The sequence below is a fragment of the Luteimonas sp. KH_071 genome (genome assembly GCF_057838005.1).
In genome coordinates this window covers 2057803-2081218 of the sequence record NZ_CM174458.1, presented here as the reverse complement: position 1 = coordinate 2081218, position 23416 = coordinate 2057803, and the positions used below count along the sequence as shown (strand labels likewise).

At 67.9% G+C, this 23416-nt stretch carries 21 protein-coding genes; 16 read left to right on the top strand and 5 right to left on the bottom strand.

Features of this window, described 5'->3' with window-relative positions; genetic code table 11:
• Positions 1 to 120: 120 nt before the first annotated feature.
• Entirely contained in the window at positions 121 to 870 is a 750-nt protein-coding gene (locus AC3IRM_RS09720) for a sulfurtransferase (protein ID WP_489202974.1), read from the top strand.
• Complete coding sequence (locus AC3IRM_RS09715; RefSeq protein ID WP_489202973.1) at positions 867 to 1088, top strand: hypothetical protein; 222 nt, start codon at positions 867 to 869, stop codon at positions 1086 to 1088. The genes AC3IRM_RS09720 and AC3IRM_RS09715 overlap by 4 nt, the downstream gene beginning before the upstream one ends.
• Before the next feature lie 101 nt (positions 1089 to 1189).
• Here the strand turns inward: AC3IRM_RS09715 and AC3IRM_RS09710 are convergent, their stop codons facing one another.
• Together AC3IRM_RS09710 and AC3IRM_RS09705 are read right to left on the bottom strand one after the other, a co-directional pair.
• Positions 1190 to 1945 (bottom strand): type 1 glutamine amidotransferase, encoded by a 756-nt coding sequence (locus tag AC3IRM_RS09710; protein WP_489202972.1) that lies wholly within the window; start codon positions 1943 to 1945, stop codon positions 1190 to 1192.
• A 288-nt stretch (positions 1946 to 2233) separates the two neighbouring features.
• On the bottom strand, positions 2234 to 4081 hold the full coding sequence (locus AC3IRM_RS09705) for a DEAD/DEAH box helicase (RefSeq protein WP_489202971.1): 1848 nt from the start codon (positions 4079 to 4081) through the stop codon (positions 2234 to 2236).
• A gap of 212 nt (positions 4082 to 4293) precedes the next feature.
• Between AC3IRM_RS09705 and AC3IRM_RS09700 the strand changes: the two genes are divergently transcribed.
• The 4 genes from AC3IRM_RS09700 (at position 4294) to AC3IRM_RS09685 (ending at position 10212) form a co-directional block, all read left to right on the top strand.
• The gene (locus AC3IRM_RS09700; RefSeq protein ID WP_489202970.1) at positions 4294 to 4968 is read left to right on the top strand and encodes a glutathione S-transferase; all 675 of its coding nucleotides are present in this window, start codon (positions 4294 to 4296) and stop codon (positions 4966 to 4968) included.
• Positions 4965 to 6563, top strand: a complete 1599-nt coding sequence (locus AC3IRM_RS09695) for a protein adenylyltransferase SelO (protein WP_489202969.1) — start codon at positions 4965 to 4967, stop codon at positions 6561 to 6563. Before AC3IRM_RS09700 ends, AC3IRM_RS09695 begins: the two co-directional genes overlap by 4 nt.
• A 376-nt stretch (positions 6564 to 6939) precedes the next feature.
• Positions 6940 to 8826, top strand: a complete 1887-nt coding sequence (locus AC3IRM_RS09690; protein WP_489202968.1) for an ATP-binding cassette domain-containing protein — start codon at positions 6940 to 6942, stop codon at positions 8824 to 8826.
• A 36-nt stretch (positions 8827 to 8862) separates the two neighbouring features.
• Positions 8863 to 10212: an aminodeoxychorismate synthase component I gene (locus tag AC3IRM_RS09685; RefSeq protein ID WP_489202967.1), complete on the top strand. Its 1350-nt coding sequence runs from the start codon at positions 8863 to 8865 to the stop codon at positions 10210 to 10212.
• 77 nt (positions 10213 to 10289) lie between these two features.
• Here the strand turns inward: AC3IRM_RS09685 and AC3IRM_RS09680 are convergent, their stop codons facing one another.
• On the bottom strand, positions 10290 to 10625 hold the full coding sequence (locus tag AC3IRM_RS09680) for a hypothetical protein (protein WP_489202966.1): 336 nt from the start codon (positions 10623 to 10625) through the stop codon (positions 10290 to 10292).
• A 131-nt stretch (positions 10626 to 10756) separates the two neighbouring features.
• Between AC3IRM_RS09680 and mltG the strand changes: the two genes are divergently transcribed.
• The 4 genes from mltG to AC3IRM_RS09660 are packed head-to-tail and all read left to right on the top strand — an operon-like array spanning position 10757 to position 13884.
• The gene (mltG, locus tag AC3IRM_RS09675; RefSeq protein WP_489202965.1) at positions 10757 to 11935 is read left to right on the top strand and encodes an endolytic transglycosylase MltG; all 1179 of its coding nucleotides are present in this window, start codon (positions 10757 to 10759) and stop codon (positions 11933 to 11935) included.
• Positions 11932 to 12573, top strand: coding sequence for a dTMP kinase (gene tmk, locus AC3IRM_RS09670; RefSeq protein ID WP_489202964.1), 642 nt, complete (start codon positions 11932 to 11934; stop codon positions 12571 to 12573). Before mltG ends, tmk begins: the two co-directional genes overlap by 4 nt.
• Positions 12570 to 13502: a DNA polymerase III subunit delta' gene (locus tag AC3IRM_RS09665; protein ID WP_489202963.1), complete on the top strand. Its 933-nt coding sequence runs from the start codon at positions 12570 to 12572 to the stop codon at positions 13500 to 13502. The genes tmk and AC3IRM_RS09665 overlap by 4 nt, the downstream gene beginning before the upstream one ends.
• Before the next feature lie 22 nt (positions 13503 to 13524).
• A complete protein-coding gene (locus AC3IRM_RS09660; RefSeq protein ID WP_232134856.1) occupies positions 13525 to 13884 on the top strand; it encodes a PilZ domain-containing protein in 360 nt (119 codons plus the stop codon).
• Between the two features lie 44 nt (positions 13885 to 13928).
• Here AC3IRM_RS09660 and AC3IRM_RS09655 read toward each other — a convergent pair whose 3' ends face one another.
• Positions 13929 to 14192 (bottom strand): hypothetical protein, encoded by a 264-nt coding sequence (locus AC3IRM_RS09655; protein WP_489202962.1) that lies wholly within the window; start codon positions 14190 to 14192, stop codon positions 13929 to 13931.
• 78 nt (positions 14193 to 14270) lie between these two features.
• On the opposite strand from AC3IRM_RS09655, the gene AC3IRM_RS09650 reads away from it, so the two are divergent.
• Positions 14271 to 14849 (top strand): TetR/AcrR family transcriptional regulator, encoded by a 579-nt coding sequence (locus AC3IRM_RS09650; RefSeq protein WP_489202961.1) that lies wholly within the window; start codon positions 14271 to 14273, stop codon positions 14847 to 14849.
• Positions 14850 to 15002: 153 nt separating this feature from the next.
• Here the strand turns inward: AC3IRM_RS09650 and AC3IRM_RS09645 are convergent, their stop codons facing one another.
• Positions 15003 to 17084 carry a 3-hydroxyacyl-CoA dehydrogenase NAD-binding domain-containing protein gene (locus tag AC3IRM_RS09645; protein WP_489202960.1) on the bottom strand — a complete coding sequence of 694 codons (2082 nt, stop codon included), beginning with the start codon at positions 17082 to 17084 and terminating at the stop codon, positions 15003 to 15005.
• Positions 17085 to 17359: 275 nt separating this feature from the next.
• On the opposite strand from AC3IRM_RS09645, the gene rpoE reads away from it, so the two are divergent.
• The 5 genes from rpoE to lepB all read left to right on the top strand — a co-directional run bounded on the left by rpoE (position 17360) and on the right by lepB (position 23412).
• Positions 17360 to 17986, top strand: coding sequence for an RNA polymerase sigma factor RpoE (rpoE, locus tag AC3IRM_RS09640; protein WP_489202959.1), 627 nt, complete (start codon positions 17360 to 17362; stop codon positions 17984 to 17986).
• Complete coding sequence (locus AC3IRM_RS09635) at positions 17983 to 18930, top strand: sigma-E factor negative regulatory protein (protein ID WP_489202958.1); 948 nt, start codon at positions 17983 to 17985, stop codon at positions 18928 to 18930. Before rpoE ends, AC3IRM_RS09635 begins: the two co-directional genes overlap by 4 nt.
• A gap of 96 nt (positions 18931 to 19026) precedes the next feature.
• The gene (locus AC3IRM_RS09630) at positions 19027 to 20571 is read left to right on the top strand and encodes a Do family serine endopeptidase (RefSeq protein ID WP_489205893.1); all 1545 of its coding nucleotides are present in this window, start codon (positions 19027 to 19029) and stop codon (positions 20569 to 20571) included.
• A gap of 189 nt (positions 20572 to 20760) precedes the next feature.
• Entirely contained in the window at positions 20761 to 22557 is a 1797-nt protein-coding gene (gene lepA / locus AC3IRM_RS09625) for a translation elongation factor 4 (protein WP_489205892.1), read from the top strand.
• Between the two features lie 60 nt (positions 22558 to 22617).
• A complete protein-coding gene (lepB, locus tag AC3IRM_RS09620) occupies positions 22618 to 23412 on the top strand; it encodes a signal peptidase I (RefSeq protein ID WP_489202957.1) in 795 nt (264 codons plus the stop codon).
• Positions 23413 to 23416 lie beyond the last annotated feature (4 nt).

The window sequence follows — 23416 nt, the reverse complement described above, 5'->3', positions numbered from 1 at the left end:
ATCACAGGGCGTTCCTTCGCTCCGGCACCGCGCCTCGACCTGAAGGTTGCCCCCACCCGACCCTCTCCCGCGAGCGGAGGAGCGCCAGCTCCATAGCGGGTCGCCGCTACAATTGCGTCCATGATCGACAACCTCGCTGCCTACCACTTCGTCGCCATCGACGAGCCCGATGCGGTCGCCGCGTGGCTGCGCGCGTTGGCCGAGGCGGGCGAGCTGCGCGGTACGGTGCTCGTCGCTCCGGAGGGCATCAATCTGTTTCTCGCCGGCGGCGTCGATGCCATCGATACGCTGATCGAGACCGTGCGCGGTGACGCGCGGTTCGCGAGGCTGCAGGTCAAGCGCAGCCGCAGTGACGCGGTGCCGTTCGCGCGGCTGAAGGTCAAGGTCAAGCCGGAAATCATAAGTTTCCGCAGATCCGAAGCCATGCCGCTGGGTGCACCGGCGCGCGCGCCGGATGTGGCGCCCGACACGCTGGCGCGCTGGATCGCGCAGGGCCATGACGATGCCGGCAAGCGTCTCGTGCTGCTCGACACGCGCAATCGCGAGGAATTCGGATTCGGTACGTTCAAGGATGCACTGACGCTGCCGATCGACAACTTCACCGAGCTGCCCGATGCTCTCGCGCCGCATCGCGAGACGCTGCGCGATGCGACGGTGGTGAGTTTCTGCACCGGCGGCATCCGTTGCGAAAAGGCCGCGCTGTGGATGCGTGCCGACGGCATGGACAACGTGCTGCAGCTCGACGGCGGCATCCTCGGGTATTTCGAGCAGGTCGGTGGTTTCGGTTACGACGGGCGCTGTTTCGTCTTCGACGATCGTGTGGCGCTGGATCCGCAACTGCAACCGCTGCGCGAAGGCGTGCCGGCATGACCTGGCTCGGCTTCGTGCTGGTGATCCTCGGGATCTGGCTGGCCTTCAAGGTCGCCGGCGTCGTGCTGCGTCTGATCGTCACGGTGCTGATCGTGATCGCCGCCTACTGGTGGCTCGCCCCCATATTCGGCTGGCCGACGCTGGGTGAGCTGTTCCATGTGCTGGGGCCGGATGTGCGCCTGCCGGACGTACCGATGCCGGAACTCAAGCTTCCGTAGACATCAGCTGGCGATGCACTGCCCGCGTCTGTAGGAGCGCGCGCGCGATCGGGCTGTCCCGACGAAGGCCCATCGCGCGCGCTCCTGCAGAAGCCGACGCGTCAGCCGAACTCGCGCGACGGCAGCACGAAGCGGCGGTCGGGACGGCCGACGAGATCGAGGAAATTGTTGAACACCGCTTCGGCCTGCGCCTGCATCGGGGCGATATGGGTCTGCGTCAGTGCGCGGATCGCGGCGTCGTCGTGCGGCAGGCCGGAGGCCGCGAGCTCGTCGCGATATGCCGGCGTCGCCAGCCAGCGTTCGATCAGGGGTGCATCCATTTCCAGATGGAACTGGAAACCGTAGGCGCTGTCGCCGTAGCGGAAGGCCTGTTGTTCGCAGCTGTCGGTTCGGGCCAGATGCACTGCCGTCGACGGCACTTCGAAGTGGCGCCCGTGCCACTGGAACACCGGCGATGCGGCGCCGAGTGGCGCGAGCACGGGATCGGTCTGGCCTGCCTCGGTCGTCAGCAGCGGATACCAGCCGATTTCGGGACGTTCGATCCGCCGCACCGGCGCGCCGAGCACGTGCGCAAGCAACTGCGCGCCAAGGCAGATGCCGAGCACCGGCCGGCCGAGTTCGAGCATGCGTTCGATCGCACGCAACTCGGTCAGCAGGTGTGGGCGCGCGCCGCGCTCCTCGACATTCATCGGCCCGCCGAGCACCACCAGGCCGCGATAGCGGTCCACATTCGGTTGCGCGTGGGGTTCGCGTTCGAAATTGACGAAACGGATGCGATGCCCGCGCCTGCGGATCAAGGGATCGAGCGTGCCCAGCGGTTCGGCGGCGACGTGCTGGAAGACAAGGATGCGGGGCATGGGGGGATTCTAGGACACGGTCGAGCGGCGCCTTGCTGCTCGACCTGATCTCCTTGCTCGTCGTCCGTCGGCTTTCATAGACGAGTGCCCGGTCAAGCCGGGCTCCAAGGCTTGAAACCCTGCTGAAAGCCAAACCTCGGGACGCCGACTCCGTCATCCCGACGTAGGCCGGGATCCAGTGTCCCGGACCTTGCGGAAGGCAGAGCGTCACTGGATTCCGGCGTGACCGGACATTCGTCCGTTGAAAAGATCGCCTGAATGACGACCACGATGCGCGGAGCTGGAGACTCAGCGCGGATCGCGACGCGGCGGCGGACCCTTGCGCGGGCCGCCCGGCTTGAATCCGCCCGGCTTGTGGCCCGGCGGCTTGGCGCCGAACGGGCGCTTCGCGCGCGGCGGAGCCGCGGTCATGTCGGCGTCTTCGGCCCGGCGGATGCGGATCGGCTGACCGCCGACGCGGACCTTCTTCAGGTGCTCCAGCAACTCGCGGGGCATGCCTTCCGGCAGGTCGACCAGGCTGTAGTCGTCGCGGATGTCGATGCGGCCGATGAACTTGCTTTCGAGATCCGCCTCGTTGGCGATCGCGCCGACGATGTTGCCCGGCTGCACGCCGTGCACGTAGCCGACCTCGATGCGGAAGGTCTCCATGCCGACATCGGGATCCCGCGGACCGGTATCGGGACGCGGGGCGCGCGGTTCGCGGGGCTCACGCGGTTCGCGCGCCGTGCGCGACGCCTCGCGGCCACCCGGACGCTCGACGAACTCACGCTCGAACGCGGGCTTGTCCGGCTTGCGCGGCGGCTCCAGCAGCAGCGGCGTGTTGCCCTGGACCACCTTGGCCAGCGCAGCGGCGATCTCCGCCGCCGGCACGTTGTGCTCGCGCTCGTAGCGTTCGATCAGCTCGCGGAACATGCCCAGCTCGCTGCTTTCAAGCGCGCCGGTGATCTTCTCGAGGAACTTCGACACGCGCGCCTCGTTGACGATCTCGACGCTCGGCAGCTGCATCTGCTCGATCTTCTGCCGCGTCGCGCGCTCGATCGCGCCGAGCATGCCGCGTTCGCGCGGGGCGACGAACAGGATCGCCTCGCCACTGCGACCCGCGCGGCCGGTGCGGCCGATGCGGTGGACGTAGCTCTCGGTGTCGTAGGGAATGTCGTAGTTCAGCACGTGGCTGATGCGGTCCACGTCCAGGCCACGCGCGGCGACGTCGGTCGCCACCAGCACGTCGAGGCGGCCGTCCTTGAGGTTCTGGATCGCACGCTCGCGCTGCTTCTGGTCAAGATCGCCATTGATCGCGGCTGCCGACAGGCCGCGCGCCGCCAGCTTCTGCGCCAGTTCCTCGGTCGCCAGCTTGGTGCGCGCGAAGATGATCATCGCGTCGAACGGTTCGGCCTCGAGAATGCGCGTCAGCGCGTCGAGCTTGTTGACGCCGCTGACCATCCAGTAGCGCTGGCGGATGTTGGCGGCCGTCGTCGTGGTCGCCTTGATCGCGATCTCGACGGGATTCTTCAGATAGGTCTGGGCGATGCGCTTGATCTGGCTCGGCATCGTCGCCGAGAACAGCGCGACCTGACGCGTCTCCGGCGTCTTCTTCAACACCGCCTCGACGTCGTCGATGAAGCCCATGCGCAGCATCTCATCGGCTTCGTCGAGCACCAGGGCGCGCAGTTCGGACAGGTCCAGCGAGCCGCGCTCGAGGTGGTCGATGACCCGGCCGGGCGTGCCGACGATCACCTGCACGCCGCGCTTGAGCGCGCTCAGCTGCTGGGCGTACCCCTGGCCGCCGTAGATCGGCAGCACGTGGAAGCCGGGCATGAAGGCCGCGTACTTCTGGAAGGCTTCGGCCACCTGGATCGCCAGTTCGCGCGTCGGCGCGAGCACCAGCGCCTGCGGCTTGCGCTGGGCGGGATCGATGCGCGCCAGCACGGGCAGCGCGAACGCGGCGGTCTTGCCGGTACCGGTCTGGGCCTGGCCCAGCAGGTCGCGGCCTTCGAGCAGCGGCGGAATGGTCGCGGCCTGGATCGGCGACGGCGACTCGTAGCCGACTGCGGTCAGTGCCCGCAGCAGGGTCTCGGGCAGCGCGAGATCGGTGAACTTGGGGGCATCGGCAGGCGTGATGGGCGACTCGGCGCTCATGATTCGGTCTCTTTTAGCGCCGGCAGGGCCGGTCGGGGAACCGCATAGTGTAGCGGGCGGGCCGCGACGCCGCAGTCGCGCCGGGCGGAGTGCGTGAGCGCCGATGCCTGCCATTCACATGCGGTAACGGATGCACACGCGCCGATGCGAGGACGCTTCGGTCGGGCCGATGCCGCCCCCATCATGGACGGCATTCCGCCTCGAGTCCGCCCATGATCCGCGTGCACCATCTGAACAACTCCCGCTCGCAGCGCGTGCTCTGGCTGCTGGAAGAGCTCGGTCAGCCCTACGAAGTGGTGCGCTACGCCCGCGATCCCAAGACCATGCTGGCGCCGCAGGCCCTGCGCGACGTCCATCCGCTCGGCAAATCGCCGGTGCTCGAGATGGACGGGCGCAGGTTGGTCGAATCGGGCGCGATCATCGAGGCGCTGGTCGAGCGGTTCGATCCTGATCACACGCTGTCGCCATCCCCGGAGGACGAGGACGAGCGCCTGCGGTATCGCCAGTGGCTGCATTACGCCGAAGGCTCGGCGATGCCGCCGTTGCTGATGTCGCTGGTGTTCGGGCGCCTGCGCAGCGCGCCGATGCCGTTCTTCGCCAGGCCCATCGCGCGGGGGATCGCCGACAAGGCGATGCAGGCCTTCGTCGGCCCGCAGTTGCAGACCCATCTGGACTACGTCGAGCGTGAGCTCGGTGCCTACCAGTGGTTCGCAAGCGACCGCTTCACCGCGGCCGACATCCAGATGAGTTTTCCGCTGGAAGCGGCCGTCGTGCGCGCCGCCGAACGCGTGGGGCCCAACATCCGCCGTTTCGTCGAGCGCATCCATGCGCGGCCGGCCTATCAGCGGGCGCTGGAAACGGGCGGTCCGTTCGAGCTGGGTCGATGACCGAGGCCCAGCAGGTGCCGGCCTCGGCGCCGCTCGCGCACACGCTGCGCCTCGACAACCGCTTCGTCCAAGCGCTGCCGGGCGATCCGGAAGCCGGTGCGCGACGCAGGCAGGTCGAGGGCGCGCTGTGGTCGCCGGTGCTGCCCACGCCGGTGGCACGTCCGCGCCTGCTGGCGTACTCGGCGGAGATGGCCGACGCGCTCGGTTTCGATGCCGACACCGTCGCCTCTCCCGAGTTTGCGGCGGTGTTCGGCGGCAACGCGCTGGTGCCCGACATGAAACCGTATGCCTCGAACTACGGCGGTCACCAGTTCGGTCACTGGGCCGGGCAGCTCGGCGACGGCCGTGCGATCACACTGGGCGAAGGCCTCGCTGCGGACGGACGACGCTGGGAACTGCAACTCAAGGGCGCCGGCCCGACGCCGTATTCGCGCACCGCCGACGGCCGCGCGGTGCTGCGCTCGTCGGTGCGCGAGTTCCTGTGCAGCGAGGCCATGCACCATCTGGGCGTGCCCACCACGCGGGCGCTGTCGCTGGTCGGCACCGGCGACGCAGTAATGCGCGACATGTTCTACGACGGCAATGCCGCACCCGAGCCCGGCGCGATCGTCTGCCGGGTCGCCCCGTCGTTCATCCGCTTCGGCCACTTCGAACTGCCGTCCGCGCGAGGCGATGTCGCGCTGCTGCGGCAGCTGGTGGACTTCACCACCGCCCGCGATTTCCCGCATCTGACGGGCGAGGGCGAGGCGCTGTACGGCGCCTGGTTCGCCGAGGTCTGCACGCGCACCGCCGTGATGATCGCCGGCTGGATGCGGGTCGGGTTCGTGCATGGCGTGATGAACACCGACAACATGTCGATCCTCGGTTTGACGATCGACTATGGCCCCTACGGCTGGGTCGACGACTTTGATCCGGACTGGACGCCCAACACGACCGACGCCCAGGGCCGCCGCTACCGCTTCGGCTGGCAGCCGCGCGTCGCGCACTGGAACCTGGGCCGTCTTGCCCAGGCACTTGCGCCACTGTTCGGAGATGTCGCGCCGCTGCAGGCCGGGCTGGATGCGTATGCCGAGACCTATGCACGGCTGGATCGCGAGACCATCGCCGCGAAGCTCGGATTGCCCGACTGCCGCGACGACGATGTCCAACGCATGCAGCGCCTGCACGGTCTGCTGCAGGCGGGCGAGGTCGACATGACGCTGTTCTTCCGCGGGCTGGCGGATCTCGACCCGGCGGCGCCGTCGCTGGAGGTGGTGGCCGAAGCGTTCTATGACGCCGCGAAACGTACTGCCGTGCAGATCGAGTTCGACGCCTGGCTCACCGACTACGCGGGCCGATTGCAGGAAGCGGGCGAGACGGGCGAGACGCGGCGTATCCGGATGCATGCGGCGAATCCGCGCTTCGTGATGCGCAACCATCTGGCGCAGCAGGCGATCGATCGCGCCGAGGCCGGCGATCCGTCGGGCATCGTCGAACTGCTGGATGTCATGCGTCGGCCGTATGACGAACAACCCGGCAGCGAAGCGTTCGCCGGCAAGCGGCCGGATTGGGCGCGGAAGAAGGCGGGGTGTTCGATGCTGTCGTGCAGTTCCTGATGCGTTGATGTTTCGCCGCAGGCGGAACGCATACGCCCCCTCCCTCGGGGAGAGGGGAGGACCACCAGCGGATGCCGATGGTGGGGTGAGGGACGGGGCTCTCGCGGGATCTGCCTTTTCACGTTCGGCGACGCGTCCGCGTGCCCTCACCCCAACTCCCGCTCCAGGCCCCGGCCCTCGCGTCGCCGCGAGCGCGTTTATCGGCACGCGAGCCAATGGCTCGCAATCGTGCCGCTTCACCCCAGAGGGAGAGGGGCTCGATTCTCCGCATGGGGCGAGACTTGCGCGTCGGCGATCGACCCGCGGCTCGGCGCAACTTTCGTTTCCGGCTTGCAGTACCCGCATCCGAACCACCCCGACCCGGTAGAATGCCCGGATGCCTTTGATGACCTTGAATGACGTCGACTACAGCGTCGGCGGACCCTTGCTGCTGGACGGTGTCGAGCTTTCGATCGAACGCGGCGAGCGGATTGCGCTGATCGGCCGAAACGGTGCCGGCAAGTCCACCCTGATGCGCCTGATCGATGGCGAGCTCAAACCCGATGATGGCGAGATCCGTCGCGAGCAGGGCGTGCGCGTCACGCGGCTCGAGCAGGAAGTGCCTGCGGGCGCGGACGGCAGTGTCTACGACGTGGTCGCCGGTGGCCTCGGCGATGCCGGCGCGGCGCTGGCCGAGTATCACCGGCTGCTGCATGCGGAAGACTACGACGCGCTCGCCGATGTGCAGGCGCGCGTCGAAGCACTCGACGGCTGGCGGATCGACCAGCGCGTGACCGAAGTGCTGGAACGTCTGCAGCTCGATGGCGATGCGGCGTTCACCAGGTTGTCGGGCGGCATGAAGCGGCGCGTGCTGCTGGCGCGCGCGGTCGTGTCGGCGCCCGACATCCTGCTGCTCGACGAGCCGACCAACCACCTCGACATCGCCGCGATCGACTGGCTCGAAGGCTTCCTCAAGCAGTGGCCCGGCGCGCTGGTGTTCGTGACCCACGACCGGCGCTTCCTGCGCGCACTGGCGACGCGGATCGTCGAGATCGAGCGCGGTGGGCTGACCAGCTGGCCCGGCGACTGGGACAACTACGTGCGCCGCCGCGAGGAGCGCTTGCACGCCGAAGCCCAGGAGCAGCAGCGCTTCGACAAGATGCTGGCGCAGGAGGAAGTCTGGATCCGTCAGGGCATCAAGGCCCGCCGTACCCGCGACGAAGGCCGCGTGCGACGGCTCAAGGCGATGCGCCTGGAGCGCAGTCAGCGTCGTGACCTGACGGGCAATGTGCGCATGGCCGCTGCCTCGGCGAATGCGTCGGGCAAGAAGGTCGTCGAGATGCAGGACGTCTCGTTCTCGTTCGGTGAGCGCACGCTGATCGAGAACTTCTCGACGACGATCTTCCGCGGCGACCGCATCGGCCTGATCGGCGCCAACGGCACCGGCAAGACCACGCTGCTCAAATTGCTGCTCGGTGAACTGCAGCCGCAGGCGGGCGAGGTCAAGACCGGCACCCAGCTGCAGATCGCCTACTTCGACCAGTATCGCGCGACGCTGCGCGAGGACTGGAACGCGCTGGAGAACGTCGCCGAAGGTCAGGATTTCGTCGAGATCAACGGCACGCGCAAGCACGTGATCGGTTACCTGCAGGACTTCCTGTTCACGCCGGAACGCGCGCGTGCGCCCATCACCCGGCTGTCGGGCGGCGAGCGCAACCGTCTGCTGCTGGCCAAGCTGTTCGCGCAGCCGTCGAACCTGCTGGTGATGGACGAACCGACCAACGATCTCGATGTCGAAACCCTGGAACTGCTGGAAGAGCTGCTGGGCGACTATCCCGGCACGCTGCTGCTGGTCAGTCATGACCGCGACTTCCTCGACAACGTGGTGACTTCGACCCTGGTGATGGAAGGCGAGGGCCGCGTCGGCGAGTACATCGGCGGCTACGAAGACTGGCTGCGCCAGCGGCCGCAACCGGGCGCGGCGTTGCCGGGCACGACGCTCGCACCGAAGGCTGCAGTCACGGCCGCGGCGACTGCCGCGCCGGCGACGCCGGCGCCGGTCGCCAGGCGCAAGCTCAGCTACAAGGACCAGCGCGAACTCGACCTGCTGCCGGCCCGTATCGAGCAGCTGGAAGCGGACGTCGCGCGTCTGACCGCCGACATGCACGCGCCGACGTTCTACCAGCGCGACGCCGAGGCCATCGCCGCGCACGGGCAGCAGTTGCAGGCCGCGCAGGCCGCGCTCGATGTGGCCTACCTGCGCTGGACCGAACTCGACGCCTGATCGCCGCCGCGTACGCGGCCCACTGGAAACGCCGCCGTGCTGATCACATGTCCGCTGCCTGCCGAGACCGACCTGCTGGCGCTGCAACGCGCCGCGCCCGCGCGTCATCCGCTGCTGCTGCAGTCGGTCGCGCACGGCACCGCGCATGCGCGCTGGGACCTGCTGCTGGCGACCGACGGGACGCGCCTGCAGCTGGATGTCGACGGCGTCACGCGTGACGCCGCGGGCGCGATCGTCGATGGCGATTTTCTCGCGGCACTCGATGCCGCGTGGTCGCAGCTGCGCACGTCGCGCGACGCACCGCGCTGGCCGTTCCGCGGCGGCTGGGCGCTGTATCTCGGGTATGAGCTGGCGGGGCAGGTCGAGCCGGTGCTGAAGCTGCCAGACGCCGTCGGTGGCCTGCCGGTCGCCGTGGCCTGGCGCTGCCCGGCCGCGGTGCTGCGTGATCACGTGACCGGCGAATGCGTCGCCGTCGCCGAAGCCGGTGCGGACGCGTTGCTCGACGAACTCGTCGCAGCAGCGGGCGCGCCGGTCGCGTCTTCCTCCACGTGGTCTGCGCCTGAAACGCTCGACGAGGACGCGCCTGCGCGATTCACCGATGGTGTGCGCCGCGTGCTCGACTACCTCGCGGCCGGCGACGTATTCCAGGCGAACCTGTCGCGCGGCTGGCAGGCGCGCTTCGGTGGCGCGCTCGACCCGACCGCCCTGTATGCACGTCTACGCGAACACAATCCGGCGCCGTTCGCCGGCCTGTTGCAGGGCGATGGCTGGGCAGTCGCCAGCGCGTCGCCGGAGCGGCTCGTTTCGGTGCGCGGCGATCTGGTCGAAACACGCCCGATCGCCGGTACCCGTGCGCGCTTCGACGGCGACGACGATGCCGCCCGTGTGCAGGAACTCGTCGGCCATCCGAAGGAACGCGCCGAGCACGTGATGCTGGTCGATCTCGAACGCAATGACCTGGGTCGCGTCTGTGTGCCGGGCAGCGTCGAGGTCGACGAACTGATGTGCGTGGAGAGTTACGCCCACGTGCACCACATCGTCAGCAACGTGCGCGGTCGTCTGCGCGCCGATGCGACGCCGGGTCGCACGATCGCCGCGGTGTTTCCGGGCGGCACCATCACCGGTTGCCCCAAAGTGCGCTGCATGCAGATCATCGCCGAGCTCGAAGAGCAGGGCCGCGGCGCCTACACGGGCGCGATGGGCTGGCTCAATCGGGATGGCGACCTGGATCTGAATATCTTGATCCGGAGTGCGGAAGTCGAGGGCGACACCGCACGCTTCCGCACCGGCGCCGGCATCGTCGCGGACTCCGAGCCGGACCGTGAGCTGGATGAAACACGGGCCAAGGCGCGTGGCACGCTGCGGGCACTCGGCTTCTCCGGCTGATTCCGTGGGAGCGCGCTTGCGCGCGATTGCAATCCGGATCGAGTCGTACCGCGCACGCGCGCGCCCCCACGCCCGCGTCAGTCGATCCGCGCCAGCGCACGCAGTCGCGGCTCGCCTTCGCCGGCGCCTTCCAAGTCCGTCCGCAAGCCGTTCTCATAACCGCCGCCGCTGCCCGAGTACAGCAGCCAGACCGGACTTTCGTTGCGCAATACGTCGAGCGCGTTGTGGAAATCGTCGAGGTGGTAATGCAGTGATGGCGCCACCCCCTGGATGGCGTCCTCGGGCAGCGTTTCGCCGTTGGCATGGAAGACCAGCTGACCGATCGAGCCGCTGTCGCCGTGCAGCCAGATGCGCGGCGGGAAACGGTTGGCCGAATACATCACCTGGTAGCCCGTGATCCGGGTCTGCTGCATGGCGCGCTCCGCGTGGATGTCTGTCTCCGTCACAGACGCGGGAAGCCGCGCCCAACGGCCATGCCTTGCATGGCCTTCCGCCGGCCACGGTATCCTGCACGCCCTTTCCGCATCGACGGTTCACGCCGCCCATGACCGACTCCGCACCGCCACGTCCCCGTCGCCGTATCGGCAAGATCCTGCTGGGCGGGCTCGTGATCGTCGCGCTGGTGGCTGGTCTGTCCGCCTGGTTCCTGCATGCGCGCTACAGCCGTTTTGCTGACACACCGCTGGCGGGACTGTCGACCGACGGCACGCTGGTGGTCGCGCGCGGCGACTCGTTCCAGCGCGTGCTCGGCCGTCTACGCGAGGCGGGCGCAGTGGAGGGGCACGAACTCGAGTGGCGCCTGTTGGCGCGCGAGCTGGGCGCCGATGCGCGCATCCAGGTCGGCGAGTATCCGCTCGATCCGAAGACGACCCCGCGCGAGCTGCTGGTGCGCATGCGCGACGGCAAGGTGATCCATCACCGCTTCACGATCGTCGAAGGCTGGAACATCCGCGAGCTGCGCGCCGCGCTCGGCCGTGCGACGCCCTTGGTGCAGACGCTTCAGGACATCGACGACGCCGCGCTGATGGATGCACTCGGCAAGCCCGGCGTGCATCCCGAGGGCCGCTTTCTGCCCGAGACCTATCTCTACACCACCGGCGACAGTGACGTGGATCTGCTGCGCCGCGCGAATGCCGCACTGGAGACCGCGGTCGACCGCGCCTGGGAATCGCGCGCCGAAGGTCTCGAGCTGAAGGACCGCGAGCAGGTGCTGGTGCTGGCCTCGATCATCGAGAAGGAAACCGGCATTGCCGAAGAACGTCCGGCGATCTCGGGCGTGTTCAATCGGCGCCTGAAGATCGGGATGCGGCTGCAGACCGATCCCACCGTGATCTATGGCATGGGTACTGCCTACGACGGGAACATCCGGCGCAGCGACCTGCAGACCGACACGCCCTACAACACCTACACCCGCGACGGCCTGCCGCCGACGCCGATCGCGATGGCCGGTGCCGCCGCGATCCACGCGGCCACGCATCCTGCCGATGGCGATGCGCTGTATTTCGTCGCGGTCGGTGACGGCAGCGGCCGTCATGTGTTCTCGCCGACTTACGCGGCGCACAACGTCGCGGTGCGCGAATACGTGCGTCGCTACCGTTCGAAGTTCGGACAGGGCGATGCCAGCAGTGGCAATGCGGCCGAAGCGGCCGCGGGCGGCGACGCCGCGCCGCCGAATGCGATCGAAGTGGAAGCGGCCACCGGCGCAGCGGACGGCGACGAGTGAGCGCATTGCGAACGTATCCGCGCTTCGTGACGATCGAAGGCGGCGAGGGTGCCGGCAAGACCACGGTGCTGCGCGCCCTGCGTGACGCGCTGGCCGTCGATGGACACAAGGTGGTGTGTACGCGAGAGCCCGGCGGCACGCCGCTCGCGGAACTGATCCGCGGCCTGCTGCTCGATCCCGGCCATGAACCTGCACGCCCGGACACCGAACTGCTGCTGGTGTTCGCCGCACGCGCCCAGCATGTGCAGGAGACCATCCTGCCCGCGCTTGAGCGCGGCGCCTGGGTCATCAGCGACCGCTTCACCGATTCCAGCTATGCCTACCAGGGCGGTGGTCGGGGCATCGATCCGGCGCGTATCGCCGCGCTCGAAGCCGCGCATGTCGGCATCGCGCCGGCGATCACCCTGCTGCTCGATCTCGGCGTGGCGCAGGGGCGCGAACGCGCGCGTGGACGCGATGCGTTTCCCGATCGCATCGAAGCGGAGCAGGACGCATTCTTCGAGCGCGTGCGCACTGTATTCCTGGCGCGCGCGCAGGCCGATCCGCAGCGCATCCGCGTCATCGATGCGACGCGCGCAGCCGATGTCGTCGCAGCGGATGCGGTGCAGGCACTGCACGCGGCGCGGGTGGTGGCATGAGCGCGCAGCCCGTCTTCGCGCCCTGGCAGGCGCGCATCTTTGAGCAGGTGCGCAGCGCGCTCGACAGCGGCCGGCTCGGCCATGCACTGCTGTTCTGTGGACCGGCGCGTCTCGGCAAGCGCGCTGTCGCCGATGCGCTCGCCGCGCACGTGCTCGGCCTCGATCGCGAGGTGCGCAGCGCGCAGCTGCTCGCAGCCGGCACGCATCCTGATTTCCATGCGGTGTCGTTCGTGCCGACCAAGGACGGCACCAAGCTGCGCACCGAGATCGTCATCGACCAGATTCGGGAACTCTCGGCGAAGCTGTCGCTGACCCCGCAGTACGGCAGCGCGCAGGTCGCGATCGTCGATCCGGCGGGTGCGGTCAATACCTCCGCCTGCAATGCGCTGCTGAAGACGCTCGAGGAGCCGCAGCCGGGCCGCCACCTCTGGCTGGTGGCGGCCAATCCGCTGCGCCTGCCGGCAACGATCCGCAGCCGCTGCCAGCGCGTCGAGTTCCGCCTGCCGCCGCGCGAGGAAGCGCTGGCCTGGCTTGCAGGGCGTGGCCACCGCGAAGCGGACGCTGTGGAAGCGCTGGACGCCGCGCGTGGGCATCCCGGCCTTGCCGCCGAATGGCTCGACGGCGGCGGCATGGCCTTGCGGCGCGAGGTGGCCAAGGATCTCGCCGGCGTGGCGAAGGGCGATCTGCCTGTCGTCGCCACCGCGCAGCGTTGGGCGGGCGGCGAGGATGCATCGGAGCGCGTCGCGCATGCCGCAGATCTTGCGCTCGCCCGCGCATCCGGCTTGACCGATGTCGCGGGAATCGGGAAGCTGGCCGCGTGGTTCGACGCCGCCAACCGCACACGTGATCTACTGAGGACCACGGTACGCGCCGATCTCGCCATCGCCGAGCTGCTGCTGGCCTGGCGCGGCACCGTCGCCCGCAACTGACTTCTTCGCTGGAAACCGAACCATGAGTGCAACCGCTGCTGGGGCACGACAGGGCATCCTGTCGCTCGCCGTCAAGGACAAGGCCGCGCTGTACAACGCGTACATGTCCTATCTCAAGCACGGTGGCATCTTCGTGCCGACGCCCAAACGCTACTTCCTCGGCGACGAGGTGTTCCTGCTGCTCACGCTGCCCGAATCCAGCGATCGCCTGCCGACCGCCGGCAAGGTGGTGTGGGTGACGCCGGCCGGCGCGCAGGGCAACCGCACCGCAGGCGTTGGGGTGCAATTCGCCGACACGCCGGAAGGCGAGGCGGTCAAGAACCGGATCGAGACGCTGCTCGCGGGCACCCTGCAGTCCGAGAAGTCGACCCACACGATGTGAGTCCGTTGTCCGCATTGCGCGGGCTCGAGTTCACTCCGATGCGCTCAGCGCGCGTCGTCGAGCATCGCGCGCAAAGCGGGATGCCTGATCTCCACGATATCGAACAGGCCCGCCGCACGCAGATAGACCGCGCGTCGCAGCAGTTCGTCTTCGTAACCACGACGCAGACCTTCGTCGTCTTCCTCGGCGATCGCCATCTGCGCGAGCTCCGAGAATGCTTCGATCCAGCCCATCGCCGCATACGCATCCGGCGCTGTCGCCGCTATCTGGAAAGACTCGCGGCTCGACGGGTTCGGAAAGCCATGCATGGAGAGATCCTTCAGGTTAACTAAACCGGCTGGACGGTATAGTCTAGAATTCACGACTTCCCGTCAAGACGTCCATCCATGACCCGCAAGCCCCGCAGCGACGCCCGCGCGCGCATCCTCGATGCGGCGCTCGCCGTATCCGATCGTGTCGGTGCCGCCCATCTCACCCTCGACGCCGTCGCTGCCGAGGCGGGGGTCAGCAAGGGCGGGCTGCTGTACCACTTCGCGAGCAAGGATCTGCTGTTAAAGGGTGTCGTCGAACACCATATGGACCAGCATCAGCGCGATCTCGAGCTGGCTGAAACCATGTTTCCCGCAACGCCCGGCGGTTATCTGCAGGCATTCGTGCATGCGCAGCGTCAGGGGCTGGAGGCCAAGCGCCTGCACGGTCCGAAGGCGACGCAATCCTTTATTGCGGCGGCGGTCAACACACCCGAGCTGATGGACTCGCCGCGGCAGTACGCAGGCGTCCATGCGCAGCGGCTGCGCAAGCTGGGACCGGATTTCGTCGAGGCGTTGCTGGTCACGCTCGCGTTCGACGGGCTGTTCTTCGGCGATGCGTTCGAAATGCTGGACCTGACCACGTCGGAGCGTGCGGCGCTGATAGCAGCGCTGGAGTCGCGGGCCGCGGCGCTGGCGGCGAAGCATCCGGGCTGATGTCGCCGCTGACGCGCGTGTTGTCGTCGCGGCGATTGAGCAGGGCAGATGGATCCGAAGGCGTGAGTACGGGCAGAGCGTCCGGGCAGCCCTTCGCGCGCGCTTGTGCAGAAACAGGCCGCGCTTGTGCCAGCGCGGCCTCTTTACCTGGAGTCAGGCGTTGCGCGGAACCGCCTGCAGCGCCGGGCTGTCCCAGCCGGGACGCGGTGCGAAGCGGTCGCCATGGCGCGCCTGCAGCGTGCGGAGTCGCTCGACGATGACGTCGGCGCCGGTCTCGCGGATGTACTGGATCGGGCCACCGCGGAACGGCGCAAAGCCGGTGCCGAAGATCACGCCCGCATCGAGCAGATCGGCATCGGCGACCACGCCGTCGTGCAGCGCGGCCACGGCCTCGTTGAGCAGCGGCAGGATCAGACGATCCTGCAGATCCTCCGGCGCCTTGTAGTCCTTCGGCAGGTCGGGCTTCTGCGCCTTGCCTTCGACCCAGGTGTAGAGGCCCTGGCCGTCTTTCTTGCCGCGCTGGCCCGGTTCGGGCGGCGTGGCCAGCGACGCGGGGATGCGCAGGCCGAGGAACGGCGCGAGTTCCTGGCCGACGCCCGATGCGACATCGAGGCCGACGGTGTCGATCAGTTCGATCGGCCCCATCGGCATGCCGAAGTCGACGGCGGCCTTGTCGATCGCCTTGCCCGGAATGCCTTCGGCATAGGCGCTCGCGGCTTCGAGCATGTACGGAAACAGCAGGCGGTTGACCAGGAAACCCGGCGTGCCGGCGACCGGTACGGGGAGCTTGTCGATCGCCTTGCAGAACGCGGCCAGACGCTGCGCGGTGACCTCGTCGACGCCGTCGTGGTGGACGATCTCGACCAGCGGCATCGACGCAACCGGATTGAAGTAGTGCAGGCCGGCGAACTGTCCCGGACGCTGCACGCCGCTGCGCAGTTCATCGAGCGGAATCGACGAGGTGTTGGTGGTCAGCAGCGCGCCCGCAGGCAACCGCGGTTCGACATCGGCATAGAGGCTGCGCTTGGCGTCCGCATTCTCGACGATCGCTTCGATCACCAGATCGGCATCGGTGATGCCGTCGCCGGCGAGATCCGAGCGCAGGCGCGCAGCGACCTCCGGACGCTTCGCGGGATCCTTGACCTTCTTTTCGAACAGCGTCGCTGCACGCGCCTGCGCCTTGTCGATGAACGGCTGCTCGCGGTCCTGCAGCGTGACGTCGAAGCCCTTGTAGGCCGACCACGCGGCGATATCGCCGCCCATCACGCCGGCACCGATCACATGCACGCGCCGGATGGGCGCCAGGCCGCTCGCGGCCTTGCCACCGAGTCCCTTGAGGCGCTCCATCAGGAAGAAAACACGGGTGAGATTGCGGGCGGTAGGCGTGCCGGCGAGCTTGACCACGGACTTGCGTTCGGCGTCCAGCAGGCTGCGGGTATCGCCGGACGCGCGGCGCCAGGTTTCGATCATCGCGTAAGGGGCAGGGTAGTGCTGCTTCTTCGCCTTGCGCGCGACCTGCTTGACCAGCACCGGCGCCAGCGCCTGGCGCACTGGCCACAGGTTCGTCGCCCAGCCCATAAAGCGCTGCTTGAACGGACGCGTGGTGCCGCGGAGCGCCAGCGCGATTGCCGCATCCACGATCAGCGCCGGCTCGACGACCTTGTCGACCAGACCGATGCCGCGTGCGGCCTTCGCCGACAGCGCGCGACCGGTGAGCATCATGTCGAACGCGGCGGGTGCACCGACGAGCCTCGGCAGGCGCACGCTGCCACCCCAGCCGGGATAGATGCCGAGCTTGACTTCGGGCAGGCCGATCTTCGTCGACGGATCATCGCTGGCGACGCGGTAGTCGCAGGCCAGCGCGATCTCGGTGCCGCCGCCCATGCAGAAGCCGTGGATCGCGGCGACCGTCGGGCAGCGCAGCTCGGCGAGGCGCTGGAATGTCATCTGGCCGCGGCGGATCGAATCGCCGATCGTGCCCTTGGCATCGAACGCCTGGAATTCACGGATGTCGGCGCCGGCGATGAAGCCCTTGGCCTTGGCCGAGCGGATGACCAGCGCCTTCGGCGGATCGAGCGCGAGGCGTTCGAGCAGGGCATCGAGCTCGATCAGCACATCCTGCGCGAAGGTGTTGACCGATTCGTCGGCGCGGTCGAAGGACAGCACGAGCACACCGTCTTCGCGTGGCTCGGCTTGCCAATGACTGAAGCGAAGCCCGTCGAGGCCTGCGAACATACGACACCATTCTTGTAGGGATGTGGGATCTGCCTATGATCCCGAGGTTGCTTCGACGCCGTCAAATCGGCGCTTGAAAGCTGCGTTTGAATCGATCGCCGCGTGCGCCGGCGATTGGAGCGCATCCACGTCTTGCAGGGCGCGGGCGCCGCCCCAAGAACAGGCAGCACGGTGACGCGGCGACGATGCCACACCGCCTGTGACGGAACTTTTCGCGCAGTGACCTGTCCTAACTACCCGAGCCAGGCCGGGTGTCCCCAAGGAGATCCGGCCCGATGGTCGAAGAACACCACAGCCAGGAGCGCATTCAACTGGACGAGGAACTGGTCAAGCGGGTGCAGGCGGGCGACACCGCGGCCTTCGATCTGCTGGTGCGCAAGTACCAGCACCGGATCGCGGCGCTGATCGGGCGCTATGTCTCCGACTGGAGTGAAGTCCAGGACGTCGCCCAGGAAACCTTCATCCGCGCCTATCGCGCGATGGGGAACTTCCGCGGCGATGCGCAGTTCTATACCTGGCTGCACCGGATCGCGGTCAACACCGCGAAGAACCATCTGGTGGCACATAACCGCCGTCCGCCGACCGACGACATCGACATCGAGGACGCCGAGCATTTCGACAGCGGCATCCGCCTGCGCGACAGCGATACGCCCGAGCGTGAGCTGATGCGCCAGCAGCTGGAACAAACGGTCATGCGCGCGGTCGAAGCGCTGCCCGAGGAACTCCGGGTGGCGATCAACCTGCGCGAAGTGGACGGCCTGAGTTACGACGAAATCGCCGAACGCATGGGCTGTCCGATCGGCACCGTGCGTTCCCGGATCTTCCGGGCACGCGAGGCGATCGATCGCGAACTGCGGCCTTTGATGGACAACCAGACACAAGTGGAGCGCGTGACCCGATGAACACTGCCGACGATATCGACACCCTGCAGATCGGCCCCGATCCCGACAAGCTCGAGCGGTTCCACCGCCAGCAGTTGTCGACGATGCTCGATGGCGAGCTGTCACAGGACCAGGCGCGCTTCCTGCGCCGCCGGCTCGAGCACGATGCGGAGCTGTCCGGCTGCTTCGAGCGCTGGCAGGTCTGCGGTGATGTGTTGCGGGGCCGCCAGGTCTCGCTGCTGCCGCCGGATTTCGCCGATCGTGTCGCGCGCGGCATTGCTGCTGGCGATGTGGTGATCGCACCGGTGGCGGCGACAAGGCGACCGCGTCTGTTGCGCTGGGGTGGCGGGGCCGCGTTGGCGGCATCCGTCGCGCTGGTGGCGCTGTTCGTCGGTCGCCCGGGCGCCTCGTTCGATGACACGGACGACGTGCTGCCGATGGTCGCCGATACCGCGCCTGCCGTGCCCGCGACGTCGAACGCGCAGGATGCAACCGCCGATGCCTCCGCGCTCGTGGCCGCGTCGCCGATCGAAGCCACGGCTGCGGTCGCCGGCGCCGCCGCGTTGGCAGTGGCCGAAGTGCCGCGTCGCAACAGCGCTGATCGTGCTTCGCGCGGCCAGTCGCAGCGCGCCGCGTTGCGCAATACGCGCCAGGCGCCGGAATCGCGCATGGTCGCGTCCGCGTCGCCGCGTCCGGCTGTCGCGAACGATGCGTCTGCATCGCCGACGCGTGCGCTGGCGACGACGTCGGTGATCGCGACCGGTCTGCCGGAAGCGTCTGCCGTCTCGCGCCCTTGGCCGAAGGCCTCGTCGCTGTCGGCCAACAGCAGCTTCTCGGTGCGCTACGGCGGCGCGTTCGCCGCGCCCTCATGGGATGCGCCGCAGGCATCGGGCAGCACCGTGCTGCCGAGCTTCCCGGTCGATCCCGCCGACGCCGCGCGCCCGCAGCTGCGCGCGGTGCCCTGAGTCGTATCGGCACGCTTTCGGTCCAGATGCGCGGCCACGTCTAGCCGCCGCGTCCTGGCGCATCGCACATTCCCCTCAGAGTCCGTCATGTCCTCGATGAAGAAGTCCCTGCTCGCGGTGTCGCTTGTGGCCGTGCTCTCGGCCGGCACCACCGCATTCCTCCTGCCGAGCGCCACCGCGCAGTCCGGCGCGCAGACGCCGGCCGATGCCGCGGCCAGCGTGTCGTCGACGCCCGAAGCGCCGCTGGTCTCGGGCTTGCCCGATTTCACCCGTCTGGTCGAGCGCGTGGCCCCGGCCGTCGTCAGCATCGAATCGACGATCGGCGCGCGGCAGGCGCGCGGCCAGCAGATGCCCGACGACGCGCAGATTCCCGAGATCTTCCGACGCTTCTTCGGCCCGGGTTTCGAAATGCCCGGCGGACCGGGTGGTCCGGGCCGCGGCGGGAATGCGCCGCGCGGTACCTCGATGGGCACCGGTTTCATCATCTCGGCCGATGGCTATCTGCTAACCAACCATCACGTCGTGGACGGCGCTGAAGAAGTGAAGGTGCGGTTGTCGGACCGTCGCGAGTTCACTGCGAAGGTGGTCGGCAGCGATGCCGAATCCGATGTCGCAGTGCTGAAGATCGACGCCACCGGCCTGCCGACGCTCCGCTTCGGCAACGGCGCCAGCGTCAAACCCGGCCAGTGGGCGGTCGCGATCGGCTCGCCGTTCGGCTTCGAACAGTCGGTGACCGCCGGTATCGTCAGCGCGGTGGCGCGCTCCAACCAGTATGCCGACCAGCGCTACGTACCCTTCATCCAGACCGACGTGCCGATCAACCAGGGCAACTCCGGCGGTCCGCTGCTGAATGTGTCGGGCGAAGTGATCGGTATCAATTCGCAGATCTTCAGCAACTCCGGCGGCTACATGGGCGTGAGCTTCGCGATCCCGATCGATCTGGCGGCGAACGTGGCCGAGCAGATCAAGCAGACCGGCAGCGTGCAGCGCGGCTCGCTCGGTGTGCAGGTCTCCAATGTGACCTCGGAGGTCGCAGCCGGCTTCAAGCTGCCCGATACCAAGGGCGCGCTGGTGCAGGAGGTGCTGCCGGGCAGCCCTGCGCAGCGGGCCGGCATCGAGCCGGGCGACGTGATCCGCGCGGTCGACGGCACCGAGATCATCGCATCGAGCGAACTGCCGCCGCTGGTCGGGGGCAAGACCCCGGGCACCAAGGTGCGCATGCGCGTGCTGCGCGAAGGCCGGACGCGCGATTTCGACGTCACCTTGACCGCGCTCGATTCGAGCACGGCATCGTCTTCGGCACGCGCAGAGCAGTCGCCGTCGTCCGCGTCGGCTTCGAGCGGCAACCCGCTGGGCCTGACCGGGCGCGATCTCGACGCGGCCCAGCGGCGCCAGTTCGGTCTTGCGGGCGATGAAGGGGTGCTGGTCACCAACGCCGGGCGCGGCGCTGCGGCGAATGCCGGCATCGCGCAGGGCGACGTGATCCTGCGTGTCGGTCGCACGCCGGTGGGCAGTGCGGCCGCGCTCGACCGGGCGCTGCAGAGCGTCAAGCCGGGCGATACGGTGATGCTGCTGGTCCGCGGACGCGGCGGCGCCACCCAGTACCGCGCGGTATCGGTGCCGGAAACCGCCGAACGCTGATCCGGTGCCCCGGTGTGCGAAATCAACGGCCCGCGCATTGCGCGGGCCGTTTTCGTACGCACGCCGGCGTCCGCGGTGAACGGCCCACCCGGTCTGATCCGCCAGCCGCGTGCGACGCGGGTGCTGTGCGATAATCGCCCGTTACCTTTTCGACGACGGCCCGGCCGCCGCCCAATGACCCACGATCCGATGCGGAACATCCGCAACTTCTCCATCATCGCCCACGTCGACCACGGCAAGTCGACGCTCGCCGATCGCATCATCCAGATCTGTGGCGGCCTCCAGGCGCGCGAGATGGAAGCGCAGGTGCTCGACTCGAATCCGATCGAGCGCGAGCGCGGCATCACGATCAAGGCGCAGTCGGTGTCGCTGCCGTACAAGGCGCGCGACGGGCAGATCTACCATCTGAACTTCATCGACACGCCCGGCCACGTCGACTTCTCCTACGAGGTCAGCCGCTCGCTGGCCGCGTGCGAAGGCGCGCTGCTGGTGGTGGACGCGGCGCAGGGCGTGGAAGCGCAGTCGGTCGCCAACTGCTATACGGCGATCGAGCAGGGTCTGGAAGTGATTCCGGTGCTCAACAAGATCGACCTGCCGACGGCCGACATCGACAAGGCCAAGGCCGAAATCGAAGCGGTGATCGGCATCGATGCCGAAGACGCCGTCGCGGTGAGCGCCAAGACCGGGCTCAACGTGGAAGAGGTGCTCGAGGCGATCGTGCATCGCATCCCGCCGCCCAAACCGCGCGACACCGATCGCCTGCAGGCGCTGATCATCGACTCCTGGTTCGACAACTATCTGGGTGTGGTGTCGCTCGTGCGCGTGATGCAGGGCGAGATCACGCCCAAGAGCAAGATCCTGGTGATGTCGACCGGACGCACGCACGACGTCGACAAGGTCGGTGTGTTCACGCCCAAGCGCAAGGAATTGCCGGCGCTGCGCGCAGGCGAAGTGGGCTGGATCACCGCGTCGATCAAGGACGTGCACGGCGCGCCGGTTGGCGACACGCTGACCCTGGCCGCGAAGCCCGCCGACAAGCCGCTGGCCGGCTTCCAGGAGATGCAGCCGCGCGTGTTCGCCGGTCTGTTCCCGGTGAATGCCGAGGATTTCCCGGACCTGCGCGAAGCGCTCGACAAGCTGCGCCTCAACGACGCCGCGCTGCGTTTCGAGCCCGAAAGCTCGGAAGCCATGGGGTTCGGCTTCCGCTGCGGGTTCCTGGGCATGCTGCACATGGAGATCGTGCAGGAGCGTCTGGAGCGCGAGTACGACCTCGACCTCATCAGCACCGCGCCGACGGTGATCTACGAGGTGCTCAAGACCGACGGCGAAGTGATGCCGCTGGACAACCCGGCCAAGCTGCCCCAGGCGAACCTGATCCAGGAAGTGCGCGAGCCGATCATCCGCGCCAACATCCTCACGCCCGAGGCCTACATCGGCGCGATCATCAAGCTCTGCGAAGACAAGCGCGGCATGCAGATCGGCATCCAGTACCTCGCCAGCCAGGTGCAGATCAGCTACGAACTGCCGATGGCCGAGGTGGTGCTCGATTTCTTCGACAAGCTCAAGTCCGCAAGTCGCGGCTACGCCTCACTGGACTACCACTTCGTACGCTTTGATGCCGGCCCGTTCGTGCGCGTCGACACACTCATCAACGGCGACAAGGTCGACGCACTGTCGTTGATCGTGCACCGCAGCCACGCCGACCGCCGTGGCCGCGAGCTGACCGAGAAGATGAAGGAACTGATTCCGCGCCAGCAGTTCGACGTGGCGATCCAGGCCGCGATCGGCGCGCAGGTCATCGCCCGGACCACGGTCAAGGCGCTGCGCAAGAACGTGCTGGCCAAGTGCTACGGCGGCGACATCTCGCGCAAGAAGAAGCTTCTGGAAAAGCAGAAGGAAGGCAAGAAGCGCATGAAGCAGGTCGGCCGCGTGGAGATCCCGCAGGAAGCCTTCCTTGCGGTGCTGAGCACGTCGCGCGAGTCCTGATTCGTGTTTTCATAGCGGCGGCCCAGCGCGGCCGTCCGATCCCGTGTCCGAGGATGCTGCATGAAATGGTTTGAGACCGCCCTGGTCGTGCTGACGCTGCTGACCGGCGTCATCTGGCTGCTCGACAAGCTGGTGCTGGCCAAGGCGCGCGCGCGCCGCGCCGGACTGCTCGAGGAAAAGGAACCGATCGTCGTCGATTACGCGAAGGCCTTCTTCCCGGTGCTGTTCGTCGTGCTGATCCTGCGCAGCTTCGTGTCGGAGCCGTTCCGTATTCCGTCCAGTTCAATGATGCCGACGCTGCTGATCGGCGATTTCATCCTGGTCAACAAGTTCAGCTACGGCATTCGCCTGCCGATCACCAACAAGAAGGTGATCGACATCGGTGAGCCGGCGCGCGGCGACGTGGTGGTGTTCCGTCCGCCGCAGCACCCGGACCAGGACTGGATCAAGCGCGTCATCGGCCTGCCGGGTGACACGGTGGAGTTCCGGGACAACGTCGTGTTCGTCAACGGCACGTCCTTCGACTACACGCGCGTGGGCGCCTACGAGGGCGTGGGCCGTGGCGCGGAAATGACCGGCGCCTCGCTCTACACCGAGCAGATGCCGGGCCGCAGCCACGACATCCTGCACATCGACCAGGCCGCGCCGTTCCATCTGGGCGAGGGCACGTTCCACGTGCCGCAGGGCCATTATTTCGTCATGGGTGACAACCGCGACCGCAGCGATGACGGCCGCTTCTGGGGTACGCTTCCCGAGACCCAGTTGCGTGGCAAGGCGTTCCTGATCTGGATGAACGTCGATACCGCCGCGCCGGGCTGGGTCGACTGGGGAAGAATCGGTCAGAGCATCAAGTGACCAA

Excerpts from the sequence above, each read along its gene's own strand:
- AC3IRM_RS09720 (WP_489202974.1), top strand. The coding sequence starts at position 121 with ATGATCGACAACCTCGCTGCCTACCACTTCGTCGCCATCGACGAGCCC.
- AC3IRM_RS09715 (WP_489202973.1), top strand. The coding sequence starts at position 867 with ATGACCTGGCTCGGCTTCGTGCTGGTGATCCTCGGGATCTGGCTGGCC.
- AC3IRM_RS09710 (WP_489202972.1), bottom strand. The coding sequence starts at position 1,945 with ATGCCCCGCATCCTTGTCTTCCAGCACGTCGCCGCCGAACCGCTGGGC.
- AC3IRM_RS09705 (WP_489202971.1), bottom strand. The coding sequence starts at position 4,081 with ATGAGCGCCGAGTCGCCCATCACGCCTGCCGATGCCCCCAAGTTCACC.
- AC3IRM_RS09700 (WP_489202970.1), top strand. The coding sequence starts at position 4,294 with ATGATCCGCGTGCACCATCTGAACAACTCCCGCTCGCAGCGCGTGCTC.
- AC3IRM_RS09695 (WP_489202969.1), top strand. The coding sequence starts at position 4,965 with ATGACCGAGGCCCAGCAGGTGCCGGCCTCGGCGCCGCTCGCGCACACG.
- AC3IRM_RS09690 (WP_489202968.1), top strand. The coding sequence starts at position 6,940 with ATGCCTTTGATGACCTTGAATGACGTCGACTACAGCGTCGGCGGACCC.
- AC3IRM_RS09680 (WP_489202966.1), bottom strand. The coding sequence starts at position 10,625 with ATGCAGCAGACCCGGATCACGGGCTACCAGGTGATGTATTCGGCCAAC.
- mltG (WP_489202965.1), top strand. The coding sequence starts at position 10,757 with ATGACCGACTCCGCACCGCCACGTCCCCGTCGCCGTATCGGCAAGATC.
- AC3IRM_RS09665 (WP_489202963.1), top strand. The coding sequence starts at position 12,570 with ATGAGCGCGCAGCCCGTCTTCGCGCCCTGGCAGGCGCGCATCTTTGAG.
- AC3IRM_RS09660 (WP_232134856.1), top strand. The coding sequence starts at position 13,525 with ATGAGTGCAACCGCTGCTGGGGCACGACAGGGCATCCTGTCGCTCGCC.
- AC3IRM_RS09655 (WP_489202962.1), bottom strand. The coding sequence starts at position 14,192 with ATGCATGGCTTTCCGAACCCGTCGAGCCGCGAGTCTTTCCAGATAGCG.
- AC3IRM_RS09650 (WP_489202961.1), top strand. The coding sequence starts at position 14,271 with ATGACCCGCAAGCCCCGCAGCGACGCCCGCGCGCGCATCCTCGATGCG.
- AC3IRM_RS09645 (WP_489202960.1), bottom strand. The coding sequence starts at position 17,084 with ATGTTCGCAGGCCTCGACGGGCTTCGCTTCAGTCATTGGCAAGCCGAG.
- rpoE (WP_489202959.1), top strand. The coding sequence starts at position 17,360 with ATGGTCGAAGAACACCACAGCCAGGAGCGCATTCAACTGGACGAGGAA.
- AC3IRM_RS09635 (WP_489202958.1), top strand. The coding sequence starts at position 17,983 with ATGAACACTGCCGACGATATCGACACCCTGCAGATCGGCCCCGATCCC.
- AC3IRM_RS09630 (WP_489205893.1), top strand. The coding sequence starts at position 19,027 with ATGAAGAAGTCCCTGCTCGCGGTGTCGCTTGTGGCCGTGCTCTCGGCC.
- lepA (WP_489205892.1), top strand. The coding sequence starts at position 20,761 with ATGCGGAACATCCGCAACTTCTCCATCATCGCCCACGTCGACCACGGC.
- lepB (WP_489202957.1), top strand. The coding sequence starts at position 22,618 with ATGAAATGGTTTGAGACCGCCCTGGTCGTGCTGACGCTGCTGACCGGC.